Genomic DNA, 19,983 nt, shown 5'->3' on the forward strand with positions numbered 1-19,983 from the left:
GTAGGGCACCTCGACCGAATTTTCCAACATTCCGGTTCCGGTGGTACTGGACGGCCTCTCTCATTCGAGCTCATCGGCCCGGGGTTTCGATTTTGCCGCATATACGAACAAGAACACTATCGCCGCTACAATGACCAATTCAGGAGCGATCATGATAATAAAGTGCTCCACCGGCTTCTCATCCTTTCTTCAGCGGACTGCCGCTTACATATTTAGCATCGAACAGGAACAGGCGCATCATTAAAATCAGCGATGGAATCAGCACGAGCAAGCCGGCGAGAAATGCGGCAATCAGCGCGCCAGCCATCACATCGTTGGTAATACTGTCCGCCGTACTGATCTGGTCATACAGGATATAGGGAAGATGCGATCTTCCGTAGCCATACCAGGCAAACCCGAACTGCAGGATGACCAGCAGGAATGACCAACCGAGATTTTTCTTCTTCCATATAAAATAAACCGCCAGTAAAAAACAAATCAGCGAAGCAATGAACATCCAGGCCATATCCAGCATGTTGCTGAAATGGGCCGGGTTCTGCCGGTTGATCTGAAAGAATGCGAACAGGCAGGCCAGAATGGTCGGTCCGCTCCAAGATAGAGCATATGTGCGAAGCACGGAAAATGCTCCTTCATCCCCTGCCTTTTGAGCGTAGAAAGCAAGAAACATCGCGGAAATGTACAATACGGACACCAGCGCCAAAATGATGACGGACCATGTATACGGATTTGTGAGGAACCGGGCCCAGTCGAGCACAACCTTCCCGTTCTCTTCCCGGATAATTCCGCCTTCGGATATCGCCAGGATGGTAGACAGGGCCGCCGGAATCAAGAGGCCCGTCGCCCCGTAAATCGCCATATAGGTTATATTATCCTCCTTGCTGCTTCCGTAAGTGTTATAGGCGTAATAAGCACCGCGCAGGGCAAGCAATACCGTGACGAGACTGCCCGGCACCAGCAATGCCGTTCCATAATAATAAGCCGAATCGGGAAAGAAGCCGATCAGCCCGACGACAAAGAAGATCAGGAAGACATTCGTCACTTCCCACACCGGCGATAAGTAACGCTGAATAATCGTATGCACCTTATTATTGTGCCCGGTGATCTTGCTGTAATAGCTGAAAAATCCCGCACCGAAATCTACCGAGGCCACGATCAGATAGCCGAACAGAAACGTCCACAGAACAGTAATACCTATGATTCCGTAGCTCATGACCGTCCTCCTTCCGGGATCCCCAGCTGCTTCATCTCATCATTGACGTCTTTGCCTCTGAACAGCTTGACCAGCACGGCAATGCAGGAAGCACACAGCACAATATACAGCAGCACGAACAAAATCAGCATATAACCTACACTGGTAGAGGTGGTTGCCGCTTCCGATACTTTCATGTAACCTCGCACGATCCACGGCTGTCTTCCGATCTCCGCAAACATCCAGCCAAGCTCAATCGCCGCCATCGCTAAGGGGCCCAGCGCCACCACCCCCAGCAGCAGCCAACGGGGATAGCCTTTACTTTTCCCGCGAAATCTTCTTCGCAATAAAAATAAAAAAGGAATGGCAAGCAGGACAACGCCAATCGTTACCTTTAAATCAAACATATAGTGAATGAGCAATGGCGGGCGCTCATCCACCGGGAATTCCTCCAGACCGATCACCTTCGTATTCGGCGAATTTCCGGCCAAAATACTGAGTGCGTACGGAATTTTCAGGGCATAGTGAACGTTACCGTTCTCATCACGCACACCGCCAAAGATCAACGGAGCCTGCGTCATGGTCTCAAAGTGCCATTCAGCCGCCGCCAGCTTCTCAGGCTGATAGTGCGCCAGAAATTTTCCGGAGAAATCTCCGATAATAGCCGTGCTGGCAGCAAAGATAAAGGAGGCCATGACGGTCAGGTTTAACGCCTTTCTGAAATAAACCTCCTTGCGCCCGCGCAGCATGCTGTAAGCGGCAATGCCGGCCAACAGCCCGGCGCTCAGCGTATAGGATGAAGCTAACACATGAGACACCTTGGTCGGGGTGGCCGGGTTGAACATGGCTGCCAGCGGCTGCACGTCGGTGAATACTCCGTTTCTTAAAGTAAAGCCTTGCGGTGAATTCATAAATGCGTTCAGACTCGTAATGAAGAATGCCGATGCCGAGGAGCCGATCGCCACAGGGATGAGCAGTAATAAATGAAGCATTGGCTTTTTGAAGCGGTCCCAGGTATACAGATACATCCCGAGAAAAATCGCTTCGATAAAAAAAGCGAACGTCTCCATGAATAGCGGCAAGGCAATCGCATGACCGGCCACCCGCATAAAGGTAGGCCAGAGCAGGCTCAGCTGCAAGCCAATCGCCGTCCCTGTTACAACGCCTACCGCAACAGAGATGACAAAGCCCCTTGCCCAGCGGCGGGCAAGCAGCGTATAGTGGGGATCCTTCGTTCTGATCCCTCTCCATTCCGCCAGCGCGATCATCAGGGGGACTCCCACGCCGATGGAGGCAAAGATAATATGTACAAATAACGTGAGCCCGGTGAGTATCCGGCTTAAGGTAACAGGATCCATCGATAGCATCGGAATTTCACTCCTCAAGGATAATATTGCATGAAGCGAAGCGTACTTCGGACAAATGCCGCCAGCATAATGACAGCGATGACAAGACAGATGATGATTAAGGTCTTTTCCTGCTTCTTGAACATGCGCTCTCCTTTCTTTATCCAACACTTCGTGATCAAAAGCCGACTTTTTGAACTACCTCTTAAAATGCGTGTTCAAAAAGTTGGCTTTTCAGCACCGAGAAGGTTGCGAGAACCCGAAGAAGGAGGAACGGAGTGTAGGCAGACCCTACATGAGTACCGGACTTCCAGGGTGAACGCAAGATTCGATGCCGAATTAACCACCTGAAACACTTCGTGATCAAAAGCCGACTTTTTGAACTACCTCTTAAAGTTAGTGTGTCAATTCGATTCCTTTTTATTCCTTTGCTCATTTCCCGATTATAAGACAGGAACTTGGGCTTCTCGAGAACATAAGATACAATAGATTTGAAGTATTTTTTTGAAAGGAGCTTTTGCACGGTATGAAAATTATCTTTATTGAACCTACCCCAAGCCCTAACTCCATGAAGCTCCATCTGGATAAGACGCTGGAGCCCGGGATCCGCAGAACATACACGACTGATAACATTCGTTCGGCTCCTCCCTGGATTGCCGACATGCTTCGCATTCCCGGAGTAAAGAGTGTCTTTCATACGGCGGATTTTATCGCTCTTGACCGTAAAGGCGGAGCGGATTGGGCCGCCATTCTTGCTGAGGTTGAGCGCCAGTTCGGCCAGGAGGGCATCTCTTCCGCTTGGGACCCTGAGGCGGCCGAAGCGGCCGGCTACGGCGAATCCGAGGTGCTGGTGCAGTTCTTCCGGGGCATCCCGATGCAGATCCGCGTCAAGTACGGGCAGCACGAGGAGCGAATCAGCCTCGGGGAGCGCTTCGTCTCGGCGGTGACCGAGGTGGCAAGCGCCACGCTCATCAAGGAGCGGAAGCTGACGGATTATGGCGTCCGCTATGGAGAGCCGGCCGAGATCGCCCGCGAGGTCGAGCAGGAATTGGAGGCCGCTTATCCGCCGGAGCGGCTGGAGACGATTAAGACGCAAGCCATCGCTCACGGGCGCAGCGAGGCGGAATTCGTCGAGCAGCGCCGCACGCTCGGGCTTGCGGAGGTCCGCGGGATGATGGAGCACGCGGACTGGCATGTGCGCTACGCAGGGCTCGAGGCGCTCCAGCAGCCGGGCCCCGAGGCACTGCCCTTGCTGGCGGAAGCGCTGCGCGATCCGCAGCTTCAGATCCGGCGCCTCGCGGTCGTGTACCTCGGCGACCTGAAGACGCCGGAGGCGGTGGAGCTGCTGTGTGAGGCGCTCCGCGACCGCTCGCCGGCCGTTCGGCGCACGGCCGGCGATACGCTGTCCGACATCGGCGATCCATCGGTGACACCGGCGATGATCGCTGCGCTGAAGGACAGCAGCAAGCTAGTGCGCTGGCGGGCAGCGCGCTTCCTCTATGAGGTGGGAACCGACGACGCGCTGGACGCGCTCATTGAAGCCGTCGATGACGTTGAATTCGAGGTCGGGCTCCAGGCCAGAATGGCGGTCGAACGAATTCAATCTGGAGAAGAGGCGGCGGGAACGGTCTGGCAGCAGATGGCCAAGCGCAAATAAACCTCAGATACAGTAAACTTCTATGCCATATAAAAGACCGCAGATCCCTCACAGGGCCTGCGGTCTTTCTGCATCTTTTTGCCTAAACGTAACAGCAGCTCTCTATGCTCTTTGCCGGAAAGGCAAGCCTACTGCTTTTTTCTGATGATTCCCAGGTACAAAGCCAATACGACTCCCAGGCCGGCATTACTTGCAACGTTAACGAGCAGCGTGCGGTTGCCTGTACCTGCAAAAAGCAGTCCGTTCACCAGCAAGGAAGCGGCACATAAAATCAGCAGCCATTTCAGTATGGTATTCAGCATCTCATTTCCTCCCCAGCGAGATTAAAGTACGTCGTCACGTTCAACATTACGAATGGAAAAGTAAGCGACAGCCGCACCGAGCAGCGCCATACTCACCGGGACGGCGACAATAGAAAAGAGGTTGAAGCCCTCAACGGTCTGGCAGACAATCGCCGCGACCAGGAACGACGAAACAATGGTTGCTGACACCGAATGCTTGCGCATGCCAACATACAAGGGGATCAGGCTTAAAAAGCTGGTCGCCAACGCACTCATGACGATCGTTGTCAACGTTCTGAACACCATCGACAAGGTCAGCGGCTCCGGGATGATTGAGATGAACTGGTTTAATATATAGATGCTTATGCCCACCGCCAGATTTGTCAGAATATAGGCCGAAAATATAAACACGACGATGACCAGCAGCTTGGCGGCAATAAGCTTTTTCCGGTTAATAGGGTACATAAACAGAACGTTAATAGATTTGCTCCGATACTCTTCTATTACAATCCTGGCGAGAAGCACGGCAGCGAATACGATGTAGGTCCCCCGGACGAGCACATCTAGAATAGTGAACAAATTTTCATAGTTCATTATGGGGAATACTTCTCTCATTTCCGCATTCAAGCTGAAGGTGCACATCAGGATAAAAATAACTGCAGTCGCAAGCAACGCAGCGTAAATATACGAGCTTAAGCGAAATTTACGCATTTCCAGCTTCATAAGCTTAAGCAATAGTGCCACCTCCATTCAGGATCGAAAGGAAGTAATCCTCCAGCGACCCTTTTTTCTGATGGACAGCCTCAAGCTCTACCTCATGCAGCACCAAGCCCTTCATTAGTTCACTTTGAGGAATGGGGCAGTCATAAATACGAAGCTCGGCATCTCCGGTTATCCGGATATTCGTGAGGTTCAAATAGTTCTCCAGCACATAAGCGGCTTTATGGGTTGAAGGGGTAGTGAGTTCGATATATTCCGCGGTCTGCTGAGCGATATGATCCATGGAAACCTCCTGAAGCAGCTTCCCTTCATTCATCACCGCAATCGTATCCGCGATCAGCTCAATTTCGGCAAGAATATGACTGGAAATAAGAATCGTGATTCCATACTGCTTGCACAGCATTTGGAATAAATCCCGAAATTCCTTGATCCCCACAGGATCGAGGCCATTAATGGGTTCGTCCAAAATAAGCAGCTCCGGCTTAGTCAAAATAGCCCTTGCGATGTTAAGGCGCTGCTTCATCCCCAGCGAAAAATCCTTAACAGGCTTCCCTTCAACTCCCTTCAGACTCACCAGCTCAAGCGCTTCAGCAATCGACTGTTTGTTGTAATAGCCCATGTATTCACAGTGAAGCTCCAAATTCTCACGGGCTGTTAATCTTTCGTAAAAAATCGGGTTTTCAATGATCGTACCCATTCGCCCTAACAGGTGGTATGAATGAGGGGTCAGCTTTTTCCCGAAAATTTCAATCTCCCCTGCTGTCGGTTTGACCAGATTGGTGAGCATTTTCATGACGGTTGTTTTTCCCGCTCCGTTGGGGCCGAGCAGCCCGTAGATTTCCCCCTGCCTGATGTTCAGATTTACATTGGAAACGGCCTCCTTGCCGTTATAAGCACGGGTAAGCTGTTTCGTTCTTACCGTATAAGTCATCCTTGGATCCCTCCTTTATTCCCTGCAAGATTTATTCTAAGGATTGGTCTTTCCTTTTTTCTTACTCGTTCCTTACGAATTTCTTACTTTGAAAAGGAGAGGCGTTTTAGCTGGACGGTGAAGACCGTTTTTTCATAGGGCTTGCTGTGGATGCGGATAACGCCTTCTTGCGCCTCCACCAGTCTTTTGGTAATGGTCAGTCCCAGACCGCTGCCTTGAAAAAATTTATTGCGTGAGTCCTCGAGGGTATACATTCGTTCAAACACCCGTTCCTGATGCAGCTCGCTAATTCCCTTGCCCCGGTCCCAAACCTCCATATACACAAAGTCATCATCGGCCCGCAAGGTTAAACCAAGCGTTTTTCCTTCTCCGCCATGCTGGATGGCATTGGAGATTAGATTATTCAGAATCCGCTCCAGCGCCTCCTCATTTCCCCATACGAGAAGCGGGTTGTCCGGAATTTCGATCAACACCTCAAATCCCTTGGCCGTAAGGGTGTCGTAAAAGGCTAATATGTTTTTTCGGGACACTTCATTGATGTCGACGGGCGAAAGCTCAATCCGCTTATCTCCGGACTCCAGTCTGGCCAGATCAAAAAATTTGTGAATCAGCTCCAGAACCTCGTTGGCCTTGGCGTACACTTTGCCCTGCAGCGCCTTCCGTTCCTCCTCGCTGATGTCCGGGTGCAGATCAAGCGTCTCCAGATAGCCAAGCACCACCGTGAGGGGAGTCTTTAAATCATGAGAAATGTTGGAGATCATTTTGCGCATCGCTTGCTCCATCTTCATAAAATCTGCGGCTCTCTGCTGATTATGCTCCAGCAGCCGGTTCATTTCGATCAGAACAGGAATCAAGGCTTGATCCGATGTAAACACGAGCAGCTTCTCGTTAGTCCCTTCCGTGATGATGCTGTTCAGTTGATTCTGAATGTGCTTCAGGTTAGCGCTTCTCACCCGATGGGCATAAAATTGAACCGCAGCAATGACCGCCAGGACAACAACAAGGACAACAAGAATAACTAGAGCAATCACCATGTTATTGACCATCCCATTTATAGCCGATGCCCCACAAGGTTTTTATATAACGGGGGTTAGAGGGCTCGTCCTCTATCTTCTCGCGCAGCCGGCGGATATGTACGTTTATGACATTCTCATCGCCATAATATTCATCGTTCCATATCCATCTGTAAATCTGTGCTTTCGTAAACACACGGTTAGGGTTAGTGGCAAACAGCTTGAGAATTTCAAATTCTTTAGCCGTCAGCTTGAGATCCATCTCGCTCTTCCTGGCTGAGTAATTATCTAAATCTATACATAGGTCACCGAAATTCAAAACCTTAAATTCAGGGGCCTGGTCTTGGAGGACCGAGGTCTCTGGATTGGAATACATGGTAGCCCTGCGGATCATCGCTTTAATCCGGGCCGATACTTCAATCAGGGAGAAGGGCTTCGCAATGTAATCATCCGCCCCGAAGCCGAGTCCAATCGCCTTTTCCACATCGCCGTCCTTGGCAGACATGATGATAACGGGGACAGCGCTTTGATTCCTTATTTGTTTAATGACCTCAATCCCGTCGAGTTGCGGCATCATAATATCCACGATCACCAGATCAAAATGATCCTGTCCAAATCGGATGAGCCCATCCACCCCATTCAGCGCAGCCGTAACGTCATAGCCTTCTTTTTCTAAATAACCTTGGAGCATTTCCACGATTTGTGTATCATCCTCAACCAATAGCACTTTATAAGCCATGAGATTCTCCCTCTTCTATATAAATAAACGTTCTCCTATATGAAAAAGAGGTGTCTCCAAAGTCACTGACTAAGGAACACCCTCTGACTATTATTTGTTTCCTTCGAATCAAAGCTCCCAGGAAATCCATACCTTCAGGTCACCCGTATCCTCGAACGGCTCGGACATATACGTGATCCGTTCGATGGGGAACTGATACAGCTCTGGCAGGTCCTCAAGCAATTGCTCCAGGGTTCCGGCATAACGAATCGTGATATTCATGCCGCCCTCCTTGAGCGTTGCCCCCACTGCATTTTTAAGCTGAGCCTTGGAAGTGATCACGTTCTCCGGCTTATACAAGTCATACCCCAACTCTACTTGAAGCTGCCGATAGAAAGCTGCCCGGTTATCCCCTTTGGATTCCAGCACCTTCAATGCATCCCGATACAGCGTTGAAGCTGCGGGCACACGGACACTCCAGCTATGATCCTTCCCGATCTGCTGATCATTGAGCAGGTAATACTTATAGCTGATGTCATCGGGAAGCGATCCGATCGGATCATCCCACGTCGTGTCCAGGTGGTACCATGCTCCATTGATCTGAACAAGGTTCCAGGCATGCCGCTGGCCTCCGGCCATTCCTTCCACAATTAAATTCTTCATTCCGGCTTGCTCCAGCAGCCTGTAGGTAAGAAGGGCATAGCCCTGACAGACCGCTTCGCCGGAATAGACGGCCTCATAAGCCGTATATTTTTTCATATGAGTGTCATATTTCATATTTTGAACGACATAATCATGTATTGCCTTCACTTTCTCATGCTCATTCATTCCGGCAACCAGAATTTGCTTGAGAATTTCTGCGGCACGTTTGTTCACATAATTGCTCTGGGCCGCATTTTCCCGATAAGTCACCTTTAACGTGATATTCACAATTCCGTTCTTGGTTCCTTCCCAGGAGTAGTTATAACGCTCCACTACATATTTCGTATAAGGGTCGCTTTCCAGGGCTGCATTCATCGCAGTCTGGAGCAGACTCCCCATTGATTTGGTGGAGCCCTTGTATTTGAAGCTGATCGAGGTTTGACGGGCCATCATGCCCGTGACGAACTCCTGCTGAATGCCTTGAGTTGTGGTCACATAAGCCTGCTTTGCTGCCGCTAACACGGTAACATTGTTCCAATTGGCCGGAATACTGCAAAGGAGCACTGTTCCTGCAATTCCCGCTGAAATCCAGAAGTGGCCTCGTCCTTGTCTCATGCTCGCTTCCTCCCTTGGAAAATTCCGCTATCTTTTTTATTGTAGCACAGGATTAGCCGCAAAGGTCTTCTAGTTTTGTCAGGAGGACTCGCTTTATGGAGGTTTCTGTGTTTCAGCCTCCGCAAATAAAACTGACGTCAAATTGACTTATTTTTCAAGCCTAGGCATCCAAAAATGAAATCAGGTTTGGTATAATAAAAAAACAGTTCGATACTGTGATATATGTCATTGCTTAATTCATTTTCAAAGTTGGGGAGCGGTTACTGCCATGACGATTGTTGACCTTTCGGATATTTCCATCGAATTATTTATCGCCGTGATGTTCTTTCTCTTGATTATCGCACCTTTAGTCAGCCTGGGAATTCTACGGTTATTTCAAGGAAAGAAAAAGGTTGGACTAAGCCTGATCGGCAGCGGCGTGATCGGATACTTTATGTTTCAACTGATCGTCGGCTTGCTCGTGTAAGTTACAGACTCGATGAATTCGGCATAAACAGGGCCGCACTCAAGAATCGGAAAATTCCACCTCTTGAGTGCGGCCTTTATTTTACCCCATCATGCTATTCTGAGCTACAGCTTGATGCTCCTGGCTCTCCAGAAATTTCTCGCAATCCAGCGCTGCCATGCATCCGCTGCCTGCTGCAGTAATCGCCTGCTTGTAGCGGGTATCCTGCACATCGCCGCATGCGAACACTCCTGGAATATTGGTCTGCGAAGTGCCTGGCGTAACCAGAATATATCCATTCTCGTCAGTCTCAATCTGACCTTCTAAAAAGGCGGTATTCGGATGATGGCCAATCGCGACAAAAACGCCGGATGCGGAAATGAATTCTTCTTCGTCAGTAGCATTATTGCGAACCTTGAGCCCGGTCACTACACCGTTCTCATTCACCACAACCTCCAGTGGAGTGCGGTTCAGCGCCCATTCCACTTTTTCATTTCGACGTACCCGGTCCTGCATAATCTTCGAGCCCCGCAGCTCATCCCGGCGGTGTACCAGCGTTACCTTGGAAGCAAAGCGCGTCAGGAAGCCGGCTTCCTCCAATGCGGAGTCTCCCCCGCCCACGACAATAATCTCTTTGTTCCGGAAGAAGAAGCCGTCACAGGTCGCACAGGTGCTCACGCCCCGCCCTACATTTTCCTGTTCGCCAGGAATGCCAAGGTACTTGGCTGTAGCACCTGTCGAGAGCACCAGACTCTCTGCGAGCAATTCGCCGATCCCTTCCACTTGCAGCTTAAATGGACGACGGCTCAAATCCACCTGATTGACCCAGCCTGTGCGGAACTCCGCACCAAACCGTTCAGCTTGCTTCCGCATATTGTCCATTAACTCCGGACCCATAATTCCGTCCGGGAATCCCGGAAAATTCTCAACCTCTGTAGTGGTTGTAAGCTGCCCGCCAGGCTGCGGTCCTTCAATCACCAGTGGATTCATATTGGCACGTGCCAGATAGATGGCGGCAGTCAGACCCGCAGGCCCGGTCCCGATAATAATGGATTTATACATGATAAATTCCTCCTCAGAAGCGAAATACGCTCATATACCCATGAATAGAATAAAATTAGCTGAAAAGCTGACTTTTTAAGCTTTCATTATAAGATTAATTATGTGGACTGTCTTCTGTAGTGTCAACAATTCCGGCTGTAAGGTTCGGTGAAGTTTGCATGAAGGAATGATGAACTGCGGTTATACCCCCCAGTTACCGCAGCAAGCGTAATCCGTTCAAGATCACAAGGATGGTACTCCCTTCATGTCCGATGACGCCGAGCGGGAGCGGAATATCCTGAATGAAGTTACTGGTAACAAGCAGCAGAATCACGGCTCCCGCAAAAATCAGGTTCTGCATAACGACGCTGCGGGCTCTTGCTGCCAGCTCCATCGTATCCGCAAGCTTGTCGAGCTTGCCGTTCATAAGCACGATATCTGCAACATCAAGTGCAGCACCGCTGCCTCCCTCACCCATTGCGATTCCGACCGAAGCCGTCGCCAGTGCAGGAGCATCATTAACGCCGTCACCGACCATCGCCACCTGGCCGATCCGCTGTCCCAGCTCTTTGACCCGCTCCAGTTTCTCCTCGGGAAGCAGATCACCATACACCTCATCGATTCCTGCTGCAGCCGCGATGAAGTCCGCCGTTACTTTCCGATCCCCGGTCAGCATGATTGTCTTGATCCCTAACCGATGCAGCCTCGAAATGGCTTCCCTTGCTTCCGGCCTGATTTCATCCCGGATTCCAAGAATAGCTGCATAGCTCCCATTACAGCTAATAGTGGATACCGTATTTCCTTGCTCCGTCAGACCCTGGATTACTCCCCTCAGCTGATCCGGGAACAGCAAATCCTGCTCATTTGCTTTTTCGATGATCCATGTTCTTCCGCCAATTCTGGCCTGAATCCCCCGCCCCGGAAGGGACTGGATATCTTCCGCCGCCGGCAGCTCCAAATTCTCCTTCTTGGCCTCCGCAAGAACGGCGCGGGCCAGCGGATGTCTTGACCATTGCTCTATCGCAGCGGCAGCAGCTAACACCTCGCTCTGCTCCCATCCCTCCAAGGTGATCATCTCCGTGACAACCGGATTGCCCAAGGTCAGCGTCCCCGTCTTATCAAAAGCGGCCACCTTGATCCCTGCCAGCCGATCCATTGAGGCAGCCGCCTTGAACAGCACGCCCCGGCGCGCGCTTCTGGACATGGCCGACAGCATGACCGGCATCACGGAGGAGACCAGAGCACATGGCGAAGCTACCACCAGGAACACCATGGATTTATAGAAGCTCTGCTCCCAGGGCCATCCCAATAATACTGGTGACAACAGCAGCAGAGCTGCTGTAACCGCAAGTACGGTTTTAGCATAAGTTCCTTCAAGCCGCTTAATAAACTGCTGCGTCTTTGGGGTTTCCTTTTCCGCTTGTTCAACCAGCCTGATGATTTTGGCAAAAAGCGTCCCTTCGGCCGGTGACCCGACGGTGACATAAAGCGCGCCATCCTCATTGAGCGTTCCGGCATAGACCTCATCCCCTCTTCCCTTGCGGACGGGAACGGACTCGCCGGTAATAGAGGCCTGGTTGACATAGGAATCCCCGTTTTGAATCACACCGTCTGCGGGAATCACTTCATCGGGTCTGATCAGCAACAGATCTCCAACCTCCAATTCCTCGACCCTTACCTCTCTCCTTACTCCATCCTCGATTTTTACAGCCACCTCTGGGCGAAGCGCCGCAAGCGCCGAGATGTCTTTTTTACTCTGTTCGCTGGCATAAGACTCCAAGGCACCGCTTAGGGCAAAGATAAAGATCAACATCGCTCCTTCATTCCAATAACCGATCGCGGCTGCTCCGGCGGCAGCGGCAATCATCAGCAGATTCACGTCCAAGTCCTTCTCGCGCAGCAATGTCGCGACACCGTCTCGCGCTTTCGTAAATCCGCCCAGCCCATAAGCAGCAATGTACATGCCGGTTGAGAACCATCCCGGGAGAGCCCACTGCCCCGCTATCCATCCGATCAGCATCATAACTCCGCTGCCCAGCGCCATCATCATTTCCCGATGACGCAGCAGCCGGGTGAACGATCTCCGATGCTTGCCCCCGGGATCAGGATTTCCTGAAGTTTTTGCCGCTGCTTCCTTCGGCTTTAGATATGCTTTTGCTTCCATTCTAATCTCCTCCTCGTTGTTCCCTCTGGCTAATTGATAATGAATACCATTGTTAACCCCCTAAAAATGGCACATGCCGCCCCGGAAACTCCGGAGCAGCATGTTATTGAGAATGATAATCATTTTTGTATTGATCCAATAAAATTGCGTGCGGGAAACTTTTAATTTAATTTTATTGTAATCCTAAGTCCCTGCAATGTAAACCATCAATATAGAAATAAATGAAAAAAGTAAGATTACGCCGTGCGTTGCGAAATAAGTGCCGAAAGGCATTAAAATTCCTGACATGGGGGTTCATGCGGCGAAATAAGTGCCGAAAGGCATTAAAATTTCTGGCGTGGGCGTTCATGCGGCGAAATAAGTGCCGAAAGGCATTAAAATTTCTGGCGTGGGCGTTCATGCGGCGAAATAAGTGCCAAAAGGCATTAAAATTTCTGGCGTGGGCGTTCATGCGGCGATTTTAATGCAGAATGTCACTAAAACTTCGAGGCTTGCCAAAACCAGTAAGCTTGGAAGTCGGGTGGATTTCCCTCGCCCATAATTTTGATCAAGCAGGTCGCAGTGGAACGCAAGAAACCAAGGCATCAAGCGCGAGAAGGCCGCTTTGCTCCTTGGTTTCTATATGAATATCACTCTATTTTGTTATTAAGAGGTAGTTTAGAAAGTTAGCTTTTGATCACGAAGTGTTTCAGGTGGTTGATTCAACATCGAATCTTGCGTTCACCCTCGAAGTCCGAGCGGATGCTTACGAGGCATGCTTTCTTTGGAAGCATTTTGCTAATGTAGGTACTGCCTACACTCCGTTCCTCCTTCTTCGGGTTCTCGCAACCTTCTCGGTGCTGAAAAGCCGACTTTTTGAACTTTGCACTTTAAGGCTGTACGGAATTATACTTCGGGACACCCTCTTAATTGTATTAGCTTTGGCTGGCAGCGATCGCCTGTTCCAAATCATAGAGAATATCGTCAATGGCTTCTGTCCCGACAGACAGGCGGATCAGCTCGGGATTGACTCCAGCCGCCTCCTGCTCCGCTTCGCTCAGCTGCTGGTGCGTTGTGCTTGCCGGGTGAATGATCAGGGACTTCGAGTCGCCGACATTGGCCAGATGGGAGAACAGCTTCACGCTTTCAATCAGCTTGCGTCCTGCTTCCAGGCCGCCTTTAATGCCAAAGGTAAGAATCGCTCCCTGACCCTTAGGCAGGTATTTCCGGGCCAATTCATAGGAAGGGTGGCTCGGAAGGCCGGCATAGCTTACCCATTCCACCGCTTCATGCTGCTCCAGGTACTTGGCCACCTTAAGCGCATTCTCGCTGTGACGCTCTACGCGAAGATGGAGAGTCTCCAGCCCTTGAATCAGCAGCCATGCATTGAATGGAGACAAAGAGGCTCCCAGGTCACGCTGCAGTTGAACCCGCGCTTTAATAATGTAGGCGAGCGGACCAACGGCTGCGGTATAGACAACGCCATGATAGCTCGGATCGGGCTGAGTCAGTCCCGGGAACTTATCATTCGCAGTCCAGTCGAACTTGCCGCTGTCGACAATGACACCGCCAATCGAAGTGCCGTGTCCTCCGATGAACTTGGTCGCGGAATGCACGACAATATCTGCCCCATAATCAATCGGCCGCAGCAGATACGGGCTCGGGAAAGTGTTATCCACGATCAGCGGAAGGCCGTTCTCATGAGCAATCGCCGCTACAGCTTCAATGTCGAGCACATCGCCCTTAGGGTTTCCAATCGTCTCTGCGTATACGGCCTTGGTCTTATCGGTTATTGCCGCACGGAAATTTTCCGGATTCGAGGCATCCACGAATTTCACGGTAATCCCCAGCTTCGCCAGAGTAATCGCGAACAGGTTATAAGTTCCGCCGTACAAGGTAGCTGAGGATACGATCTCATCCCCTGCCCCGGCTATATTCAGAATTGAGAAGGTAATCGCCGCTTGTCCGGAAGCTGTTGCCAAAGCACCGACTCCGCCCTCAAGCGCTGCAATGCGTTTCTCAAAGACATCATTCGTCGGGTTCATGATCCTGGAATAAATGTTGCCGAACTCCTTCAGACCAAACAAATTGGCAGCATGCTCAGTATCATTAAATACGTAGGAAGTGGTCTGATACAACGGAACTGCTCGTGAATTTGTTACGGGATCCGGCTCCTGCCCTGCATGAATAGCTAGGGTTTCAGGGGCAAATTGACGTTCTTCGGACATAGGGTAATCCTCCTTTTAATTTGGCTGTAATCGACCCGTCGGTCAAGTTGTTTTCACTATTCTCTCACAGAATGTTCAATTTGGAAATAGTAAATCCGATAATTTTTGTATGAATTAAAAATAAAAAAATGGAGCCGATGAGAATCCCCTGATTCCCGCCGGCTCCGGCCTTACAGTGCTATAAATTATTGATTCAGCGCGCCTGCCGCTGCGCTTTCGCCCCCGAGTCGTCCCGAAGTAAAGGCATATCCAAGTCCGACGCCATTTCCTACATACGTATCGTTGAAGAGGACGCCTTCGGATTCCAATCCTACGGCATACAGCCCCTTCACAGGAACCCGGCTATCATTAAGAACCTGGAATTTCGTATTCACGAGTAACCCGCCTACAGAGCCCAGGTTATTAATTTCAGCAACGACTGCATAGTAAGGGCCTTCATCGCCCATAGGTTCTAGATATTCCTTCGCCTTGCCAAACTCGCTGTCTACGCCGCTCTTCGTTGACTCCACATAATTATTGAACGCATCCTTGAAGACCTCCACATCCATACCCGCGTTAGTTGCAAGCTCTTCAATGGTATTTCCCTTAAAGCCGTCGCCGTTGGCCACCATAGCGTCAAATACTTGCTCCGCATTCGTCCATGGATTCTCCAACGTGAACTGCTCCGCGAAATCAGCATAGAATTCCGGCGGCATGCCCGGAAGCTTAGGCGCATTTACACCTGTCATCCCTTTCGCTGCCAGCGCATCCAGCTGGGACTTCGATACGATCACCAGATGATAGGCTCCATTAAAAGCACTTGTATTGGCAGCCGCAACTGCCTCCAGCGTAGATGCCTCATCCCGGAATCTTGCACCTGATGGTCCAACGTTCATAAAATTCGGCAAATAAGCCGTCATCAGCGGATAGCTGGCCTCATAAGAAGTAAATTCCTTTTTCAGATTGCCGGTTGCTCTTGCCAAGGTCTGGTGGAGCATTTGTCCACCGAAATTATCCGGCACCTTCGCGCCAGCCTCCCAGGACATTTGCAAGCCTTCGCCAATATTCTGACCCAGTCCCCCGTTAATTCCTTCGAAGCCAAAGCTTTCCTTCACCATTTCCTTGTTCCCTGCATAACCGCCTGTCGCCATAACCACGCTCTTGGCCGAGATTTCCAGTGTGGTTCCATCCTTCTTCTCTGCTACTACACCAGTAACAGCACCATCTGTGCCTGTCATTAGCTTCTTGGCTGTTGTCTCTGTCAGGACTTGTCCTCCATGCTGCTCAACCGACTCGGCCAGCATAGCCCGAAGCAAGGTTTCACGTGTCTCATAGGCAGGAAGCATGTGGAGCTGTTCACCGCCAAAATTAATAAAGGTTGTATTGTAGCCTTTTTCGTTCAGCCAATCATAGGTTTCTCCGGATTTAGTCACATACTGCCTAATTGCGGCCGCATCAACTCTCCAGTGATTATTAACGATCCAGTCGGCAATTTCTGTCTCAACCGCAACCTTCACACCATTTTCAAGCGCCACCGAGGAGTTGTAAAACTTCCCTGCCCACGACAGGTTACTTGCCCCTCCGATGACTGCTGTTTTCTCAATAATAATTACCTTGGCTCCCTTATCGGCTGCGCTCACTGCTGCCGAAACGCCCGAAGCACCCGCGCCCACGACAACAACGTCCGCTTCAAGCTGCTCGACCTTGCCTTCTCCGGCCTTAGCTACCGTCCCTGCCTTCAAAGCTGCCAGATCTCCGCCTGCTTGCTTAACCGCAGCTTCAACGGCAGCCAGCATCGCGTTACTTGTCTCACTCGCCCCGCTGATTGCGTCGATGGTCAGAGTCTGATGCGTCAAAATTTGCTCTTTGATCTGCTCGATCGCCGAATCGCCAAGACCCGCTGTCTCTGATTGGCTGACAATCTGAATATCCTTAATCTGATCAGCCTGGTCCATCGTAACCTCAACCTTGATGGTTCCTTCCTTCCCCTCGGCTTCCCCCGTGTAGGTTCCAGCCTTGAAGCCGGTCTCCTGCTGGTTTGATCCAGCTTCCTTATTTCCGTCATTTCCGTTCCCCTGACATCCGGCCAATAGCCCGATGAGCAGGATGAGGCACAGGCCAAGTGCCAGAACCGGTCTGAACCCTTTGCTGTTCCGAATAAACATACTCTCTCCCCCAAATCCTATAGTATGATGGCTACCAATGTGAAGTTTTTCACTTTATACGATGTGATTAAACCTTACTGACTCATTCACCCGGCAGCCTATATTCGGAGTATAAACCTTAGTCCAACACGAAGGTCAAGCGTGCAAAACGCTGTTAAATTGAAATGTTTACCTCCAGATAGGAGCGCTTCTTGCCCCTTTCCTGCTCATTCATAATAATTCTTCCTACGATATCGCCAGTCACCTGATAGCCCAGGGACGTCAATTCTTCAAACATAAACCCCAGCGTCTCCTTCGTAATCGGGCTGGACTGGGACTTTACGATGACTGCGGACAGACACTTGGTTGGGGGAATATATTCAACCTGGTCGTCGAACTCGATGCCGAGCTTCTGCACATCCTCTTCCATCAAGGTTAAGCCCCAGCTATGCTTCCAGTTCTTCAAGCTGTCTGTGAGCAGTTCCTCTTCTTCAATCCGGAAACTGAAAAAGGCGAACGGCAAACAGTCCATCCATTGATTGACCAACCGATTCATGCGCTCATTTTTTAGAAGCCGGTTATTCACCGTCTGCTTCAGTCTATACCATCCCGGCCGCTGCTTGATCCTGCATTGGAACAGCTCCGCATCCAAGGCGCCGATCTCCTGCTCTATCTGATTCATCTTATCAAGCAGCATCGTCTTTCTGCGAATCTCTTCCTCTAATTGCTCCCGGCTCCTCGCTATTTCATGGTTCACCCGCTCGACAGAGGCATGCTTCATAAGCTCAGCAACCTCGGGGAGCGGAATTCCCATGCTGCGGTACCATCGGCTCATCAGCAAATTTCTGGCGTCCAGATCATTATAATAACGATAGCTATTATGATCATCCTTCGCCGGCTCCACAATTTGATGCTTCTCATATAGCCTCAGCGTATCCTTCGTAATCCCCAGAATCGTTGAAAACTCACCTATGCAATATTTCATCTTCTTCCTCCTGGTTCATCTCATTCCTCCAATCATATCATTCTGGCTTCCAGACCAGGTATAACCTGCTTCACATCCCGCCCCGCCTTTTACCCAACTCCATGAAAAAAGCGCCTTCCCTTCATTAGCTGAGGGAACAGCGCTGCTTCATCCAAAATAGCTTCAATTAATAATCGCCCTTGCTCGCAAGCCCTTGGGCAATCGCCACACCGGCGCTCGTTCCAAGCCGGGTAGCCCCCGCCTCGATCATAGCCTGTGCATCCTCCAGACTGCGCACGCCTCCGGAAGCCTTGACGCCGAACTCAGGCCCAACGGTCTTCGCCATCAAAGCCACAGCCTCAATCGTTGCTCCGCCTGAAGAGAACCCTGTTGACGTCTTCACAAAATCAACGCCAGCCTCAACTGCCAGACGGCAAGCGCGAACAATCTCTTCTTCGTTCAGCAGGCAGGTCTCGAGGATGACCTTGACCAGCTTGCCCTGCGCGCTCTTCACAACGCCTGCCATGTCGGAACGCACCGCCTCATCGTCTCCATCCTTCAGCGCCCCGATGTTTATGACCATATCGATCTCACCCGCGCCATCGGCAACCGCTTGTGCGGTCTCGAAGGCCTTCGCTTCAGGAGCGGACGCGCCCAGCGGAAAACCGATTACCGTACACACCTTGACCTCGGAGCCCTTCAGCTGCTCTGCCGCCAGCTTCACCCAGTAAGGATTGACGCATACAGATGCAAAATTGTGCTCCTTCGCTTCCTCTACCAGCTTGAGAATCTCCTGCTTGCCGGCATTCGCCTTCAGAAGCGTATGATCGATCATACCCAGAATTGCTTTCGTGTCCATTCCAATTCCTCCAAAAAAAATATTTTCCATTATTAATATAGGCTGGAAATCTGTACTCCATCCGGCAGCTTGAATGGATGCTCCTTGTTAATCCGGTCATAGAACATGATTCCGTTCAAATGGTCCATCTCATGCTGCATCACAATCGCATCATATCCCTTGAAGCGAAGCTTCAATTCCTTGCCTTCCGCATCATGGGCCTTGATCTGAACCTTCTCGTAACGAGGCACGAAGCCTTGAATCGCCCGATCCACCGACAAGCAGCCCTCGCTTTCCGGCAAATAAGTCATCGCCGCCGAGTGGCTGATGATTTTCGGATTGAACAGGGCCACTTCACGGTCATTGCCCTCATCATCACTGAGCAGCGCGGCGAACATCCGCTTGTTCAGACCGATCTGATTCGCGGACAAGCCTACACCGGGGCGTAATTTGTATTTTTTAGAGAGCTCCGGATCCTGGCTGTTCTTCAAAAACTGCATCATAGCCGCCATCTCCTCGCGGTCTTCCTCGGTCGGAGGAATGCTGACCGGCTCGGTAACGGTTCGCAGAATCGGATCGCCTTCTCTAATAATATCGTCCATTAAAATGATATAGTCACGGTTAAATTTGCCCATGATATGAATCCTTCTTCCACCTTCATCTGAATTTCCAAGCGTTCTTTTTCAGCTTCAAAATACCAGCATCAGCGTAGCATGACGATAGTAAAAAGTCAAAGCCGGCGCACGATACGCCGGCTTCTTTGAAGGTGTTCACACCCAAGGAAATTCAGTTAAAAATTTATATTTTCTATTTGAACTTTTTCCAATCCATGCTGCTGTTTTTCAGCAGATGCTCGAAATCATTATCCAGCCTTTTCTGTTCTGCTTTCCGCGCTTGCTCCGCTTTAAGCCTTGCCTCTTCCTTGCGCTGATCCTCTTCTTGCTGCAGAGCGGCAGCCTGCTCCTTCAGCTTCGCAATCGTTGTCTCCCCAAGCAGATCCTTCAGTGTTGCCGGTTTGTCCGCCGCCGGGGCAGGACGTGTTCCCTGTGTCTTTTTCTTCGCCATCTCTTCATCACCTCGAATTCAAGT

The 19,983-nt window shown here is 50.6% G+C and carries 19 protein-coding genes; 2 read left to right on the forward strand and 17 right to left on the reverse strand.

The window, feature by feature from the left end; genetic code table 11:
* Positions 1 to 60: 60 nt before the first annotated feature.
* Genes cydS through KI362_RS15195 form a run of 3 tightly spaced genes read right to left on the reverse strand, consistent with a single transcriptional unit; the run spans position 61 to position 2,556 of the window.
* Complete coding sequence (cydS, locus tag KI362_RS25570) at positions 61 to 171, reverse strand: cytochrome bd oxidase small subunit CydS (protein WP_374705672.1); 111 nt, start codon at positions 169 to 171, stop codon at positions 61 to 63.
* Positions 172 to 178: 7 nt separating this feature from the next.
* Positions 179 to 1,210, reverse strand: a complete 1,032-nt coding sequence (locus tag KI362_RS15190) for a cytochrome d ubiquinol oxidase subunit II (RefSeq protein ID WP_301628286.1) — start codon at positions 1,208 to 1,210, stop codon at positions 179 to 181.
* A complete protein-coding gene (locus tag KI362_RS15195; RefSeq protein ID WP_301628288.1) occupies positions 1,207 to 2,556 on the reverse strand; it encodes a cytochrome ubiquinol oxidase subunit I in 1,350 nt (449 codons plus the stop codon). Before KI362_RS15195 ends, KI362_RS15190 begins: the two co-directional genes overlap by 4 nt.
* Positions 2,557 to 3,061: 505 nt before the next feature.
* On the opposite strand from KI362_RS15195, the gene KI362_RS15200 reads away from it, so the two are divergent.
* Entirely contained in the window at positions 3,062 to 4,192 is a 1,131-nt protein-coding gene (locus KI362_RS15200; RefSeq protein WP_301628290.1) for a virulence factor, read from the forward strand.
* A 128-nt stretch (positions 4,193 to 4,320) separates the two neighbouring features.
* Here KI362_RS15200 and KI362_RS15205 read toward each other — a convergent pair whose 3' ends face one another.
* From KI362_RS15205 to KI362_RS15230, 6 genes are all read right to left on the reverse strand, one after another.
* Positions 4,321 to 4,494 carry a hypothetical protein gene (locus tag KI362_RS15205; RefSeq protein ID WP_301628292.1) on the reverse strand — a complete coding sequence of 58 codons (174 nt, stop codon included), beginning with the start codon at positions 4,492 to 4,494 and terminating at the stop codon, positions 4,321 to 4,323.
* A gap of 21 nt (positions 4,495 to 4,515) precedes the next feature.
* The gene (locus KI362_RS15210; protein ID WP_301628294.1) at positions 4,516 to 5,208 is read right to left on the reverse strand and encodes an ABC transporter permease; all 693 of its coding nucleotides are present in this window, start codon (positions 5,206 to 5,208) and stop codon (positions 4,516 to 4,518) included.
* Positions 5,201 to 6,124: an ABC transporter ATP-binding protein gene (locus KI362_RS15215; protein ID WP_301628295.1), complete on the reverse strand. Its 924-nt coding sequence runs from the start codon at positions 6,122 to 6,124 to the stop codon at positions 5,201 to 5,203. The genes KI362_RS15210 and KI362_RS15215 overlap by 8 nt, the downstream gene beginning before the upstream one ends.
* 83 nt (positions 6,125 to 6,207) lie before the next feature.
* Positions 6,208 to 7,158, reverse strand: coding sequence for a sensor histidine kinase (locus KI362_RS15220; protein ID WP_301628297.1), 951 nt, complete (start codon positions 7,156 to 7,158; stop codon positions 6,208 to 6,210).
* A 1-nt stretch (position 7,159) separates the two neighbouring features.
* Positions 7,160 to 7,876, reverse strand: coding sequence for a response regulator transcription factor (locus tag KI362_RS15225; RefSeq protein WP_301628299.1), 717 nt, complete (start codon positions 7,874 to 7,876; stop codon positions 7,160 to 7,162).
* Between the two features lie 108 nt (positions 7,877 to 7,984).
* Positions 7,985 to 9,112 (reverse strand): transglutaminase domain-containing protein, encoded by a 1,128-nt coding sequence (locus KI362_RS15230; RefSeq protein ID WP_301628301.1) that lies wholly within the window; start codon positions 9,110 to 9,112, stop codon positions 7,985 to 7,987.
* A gap of 268 nt (positions 9,113 to 9,380) precedes the next feature.
* Here KI362_RS15230 and KI362_RS15235 point away from each other — a divergent pair, with 268 nt between their 5' ends.
* Positions 9,381 to 9,578 (forward strand): membrane protein, encoded by a 198-nt coding sequence (locus tag KI362_RS15235; RefSeq protein ID WP_044482263.1) that lies wholly within the window; start codon positions 9,381 to 9,383, stop codon positions 9,576 to 9,578.
* Between the two features lie 81 nt (positions 9,579 to 9,659).
* On the opposite strand, the gene trxB is transcribed toward KI362_RS15235, so the two are convergent.
* The 8 genes from trxB to KI362_RS15275 form a co-directional block, all read right to left on the reverse strand.
* Positions 9,660 to 10,619 (reverse strand): thioredoxin-disulfide reductase, encoded by a 960-nt coding sequence (gene trxB / locus KI362_RS15240; protein WP_301628303.1) that lies wholly within the window; start codon positions 10,617 to 10,619, stop codon positions 9,660 to 9,662.
* 193 nt (positions 10,620 to 10,812) lie between these two features.
* Positions 10,813 to 12,762: a heavy metal translocating P-type ATPase gene (locus tag KI362_RS15245; protein ID WP_301628305.1), complete on the reverse strand. Its 1,950-nt coding sequence runs from the start codon at positions 12,760 to 12,762 to the stop codon at positions 10,813 to 10,815.
* A gap of 914 nt (positions 12,763 to 13,676) precedes the next feature.
* Complete coding sequence (locus KI362_RS15250) at positions 13,677 to 14,969, reverse strand: homocysteine synthase (RefSeq protein ID WP_301628306.1); 1,293 nt, start codon at positions 14,967 to 14,969, stop codon at positions 13,677 to 13,679.
* 185 nt (positions 14,970 to 15,154) lie between these two features.
* Entirely contained in the window at positions 15,155 to 17,113 is a 1,959-nt protein-coding gene (locus KI362_RS15255) for an FAD-binding protein (protein WP_301628308.1), read from the reverse strand.
* Positions 17,114 to 17,267: 154 nt separating this feature from the next.
* Complete coding sequence (locus tag KI362_RS15260; RefSeq protein ID WP_301628310.1) at positions 17,268 to 18,077, reverse strand: MerR family transcriptional regulator; 810 nt, start codon at positions 18,075 to 18,077, stop codon at positions 17,268 to 17,270.
* Between the two features lie 166 nt (positions 18,078 to 18,243).
* Positions 18,244 to 18,915 (reverse strand): deoxyribose-phosphate aldolase, encoded by a 672-nt coding sequence (gene deoC, locus KI362_RS15265; RefSeq protein ID WP_301628311.1) that lies wholly within the window; start codon positions 18,913 to 18,915, stop codon positions 18,244 to 18,246.
* A 32-nt stretch (positions 18,916 to 18,947) separates the two neighbouring features.
* Entirely contained in the window at positions 18,948 to 19,529 is a 582-nt protein-coding gene (gene def / locus KI362_RS15270) for a peptide deformylase (RefSeq protein ID WP_301628313.1), read from the reverse strand.
* A gap of 172 nt (positions 19,530 to 19,701) precedes the next feature.
* Positions 19,702 to 19,959 (reverse strand): YqkE family protein, encoded by a 258-nt coding sequence (locus KI362_RS15275; RefSeq protein ID WP_044482276.1) that lies wholly within the window; start codon positions 19,957 to 19,959, stop codon positions 19,702 to 19,704.
* Between the last annotated feature and the right edge of the window lie 24 nt (positions 19,960 to 19,983).

This window comes from Paenibacillus apis (genome assembly GCF_018333295.1).
In the GTDB taxonomy this organism is placed as follows: Bacteria; Bacillota; Bacilli; order Paenibacillales; family Paenibacillaceae; genus Fontibacillus; species Fontibacillus antibioticophila.

Bases quoted from the DNA above. Each gene is read 5' to 3' on its own strand.
- KI362_RS15215 (WP_301628295.1), bottom strand. From the start codon at position 6,124: ATGACTTATACGGTAAGAACGAAACAGCTTACCCGTGCTTATAACGGC.
- KI362_RS15245 (WP_301628305.1), bottom strand. From the start codon at position 12,762: ATGGAAGCAAAAGCATATCTAAAGCCGAAGGAAGCAGCGGCAAAAACT.
- KI362_RS15195 (WP_301628288.1), bottom strand. From the start codon at position 2,556: ATGCTATCGATGGATCCTGTTACCTTAAGCCGGATACTCACCGGGCTC.
- trxB (WP_301628303.1), bottom strand. From the start codon at position 10,619: ATGTATAAATCCATTATTATCGGGACCGGGCCTGCGGGTCTGACTGCC.
- KI362_RS15220 (WP_301628297.1), bottom strand. From the start codon at position 7,158: ATGGTGATTGCTCTAGTTATTCTTGTTGTCCTTGTTGTTGTCCTGGCG.
- KI362_RS15205 (WP_301628292.1), bottom strand. From the start codon at position 4,494: ATGCTGAATACCATACTGAAATGGCTGCTGATTTTATGTGCCGCTTCC.
- KI362_RS15200 (WP_301628290.1), top strand. From the start codon at position 3,062: ATGAAAATTATCTTTATTGAACCTACCCCAAGCCCTAACTCCATGAAG.
- KI362_RS15255 (WP_301628308.1), bottom strand. From the start codon at position 17,113: ATGTTTATTCGGAACAGCAAAGGGTTCAGACCGGTTCTGGCACTTGGC.
- def (WP_301628313.1), bottom strand. From the start codon at position 19,529: ATGGGCAAATTTAACCGTGACTATATCATTTTAATGGACGATATTATT.
- KI362_RS15235 (WP_044482263.1), top strand. From the start codon at position 9,381: ATGACGATTGTTGACCTTTCGGATATTTCCATCGAATTATTTATCGCC.
- KI362_RS15225 (WP_301628299.1), bottom strand. From the start codon at position 7,876: ATGGCTTATAAAGTGCTATTGGTTGAGGATGATACACAAATCGTGGAA.
- KI362_RS15260 (WP_301628310.1), bottom strand. From the start codon at position 18,077: ATGAAATATTGCATAGGTGAGTTTTCAACGATTCTGGGGATTACGAAG.
- KI362_RS15275 (WP_044482276.1), bottom strand. From the start codon at position 19,959: ATGGCGAAGAAAAAGACACAGGGAACACGTCCTGCCCCGGCGGCGGAC.
- deoC (WP_301628311.1), bottom strand. From the start codon at position 18,915: ATGGACACGAAAGCAATTCTGGGTATGATCGATCATACGCTTCTGAAG.
- KI362_RS15250 (WP_301628306.1), bottom strand. From the start codon at position 14,969: ATGTCCGAAGAACGTCAATTTGCCCCTGAAACCCTAGCTATTCATGCA.
- KI362_RS15230 (WP_301628301.1), bottom strand. From the start codon at position 9,112: ATGAGACAAGGACGAGGCCACTTCTGGATTTCAGCGGGAATTGCAGGA.
- KI362_RS15190 (WP_301628286.1), bottom strand. From the start codon at position 1,210: ATGAGCTACGGAATCATAGGTATTACTGTTCTGTGGACGTTTCTGTTC.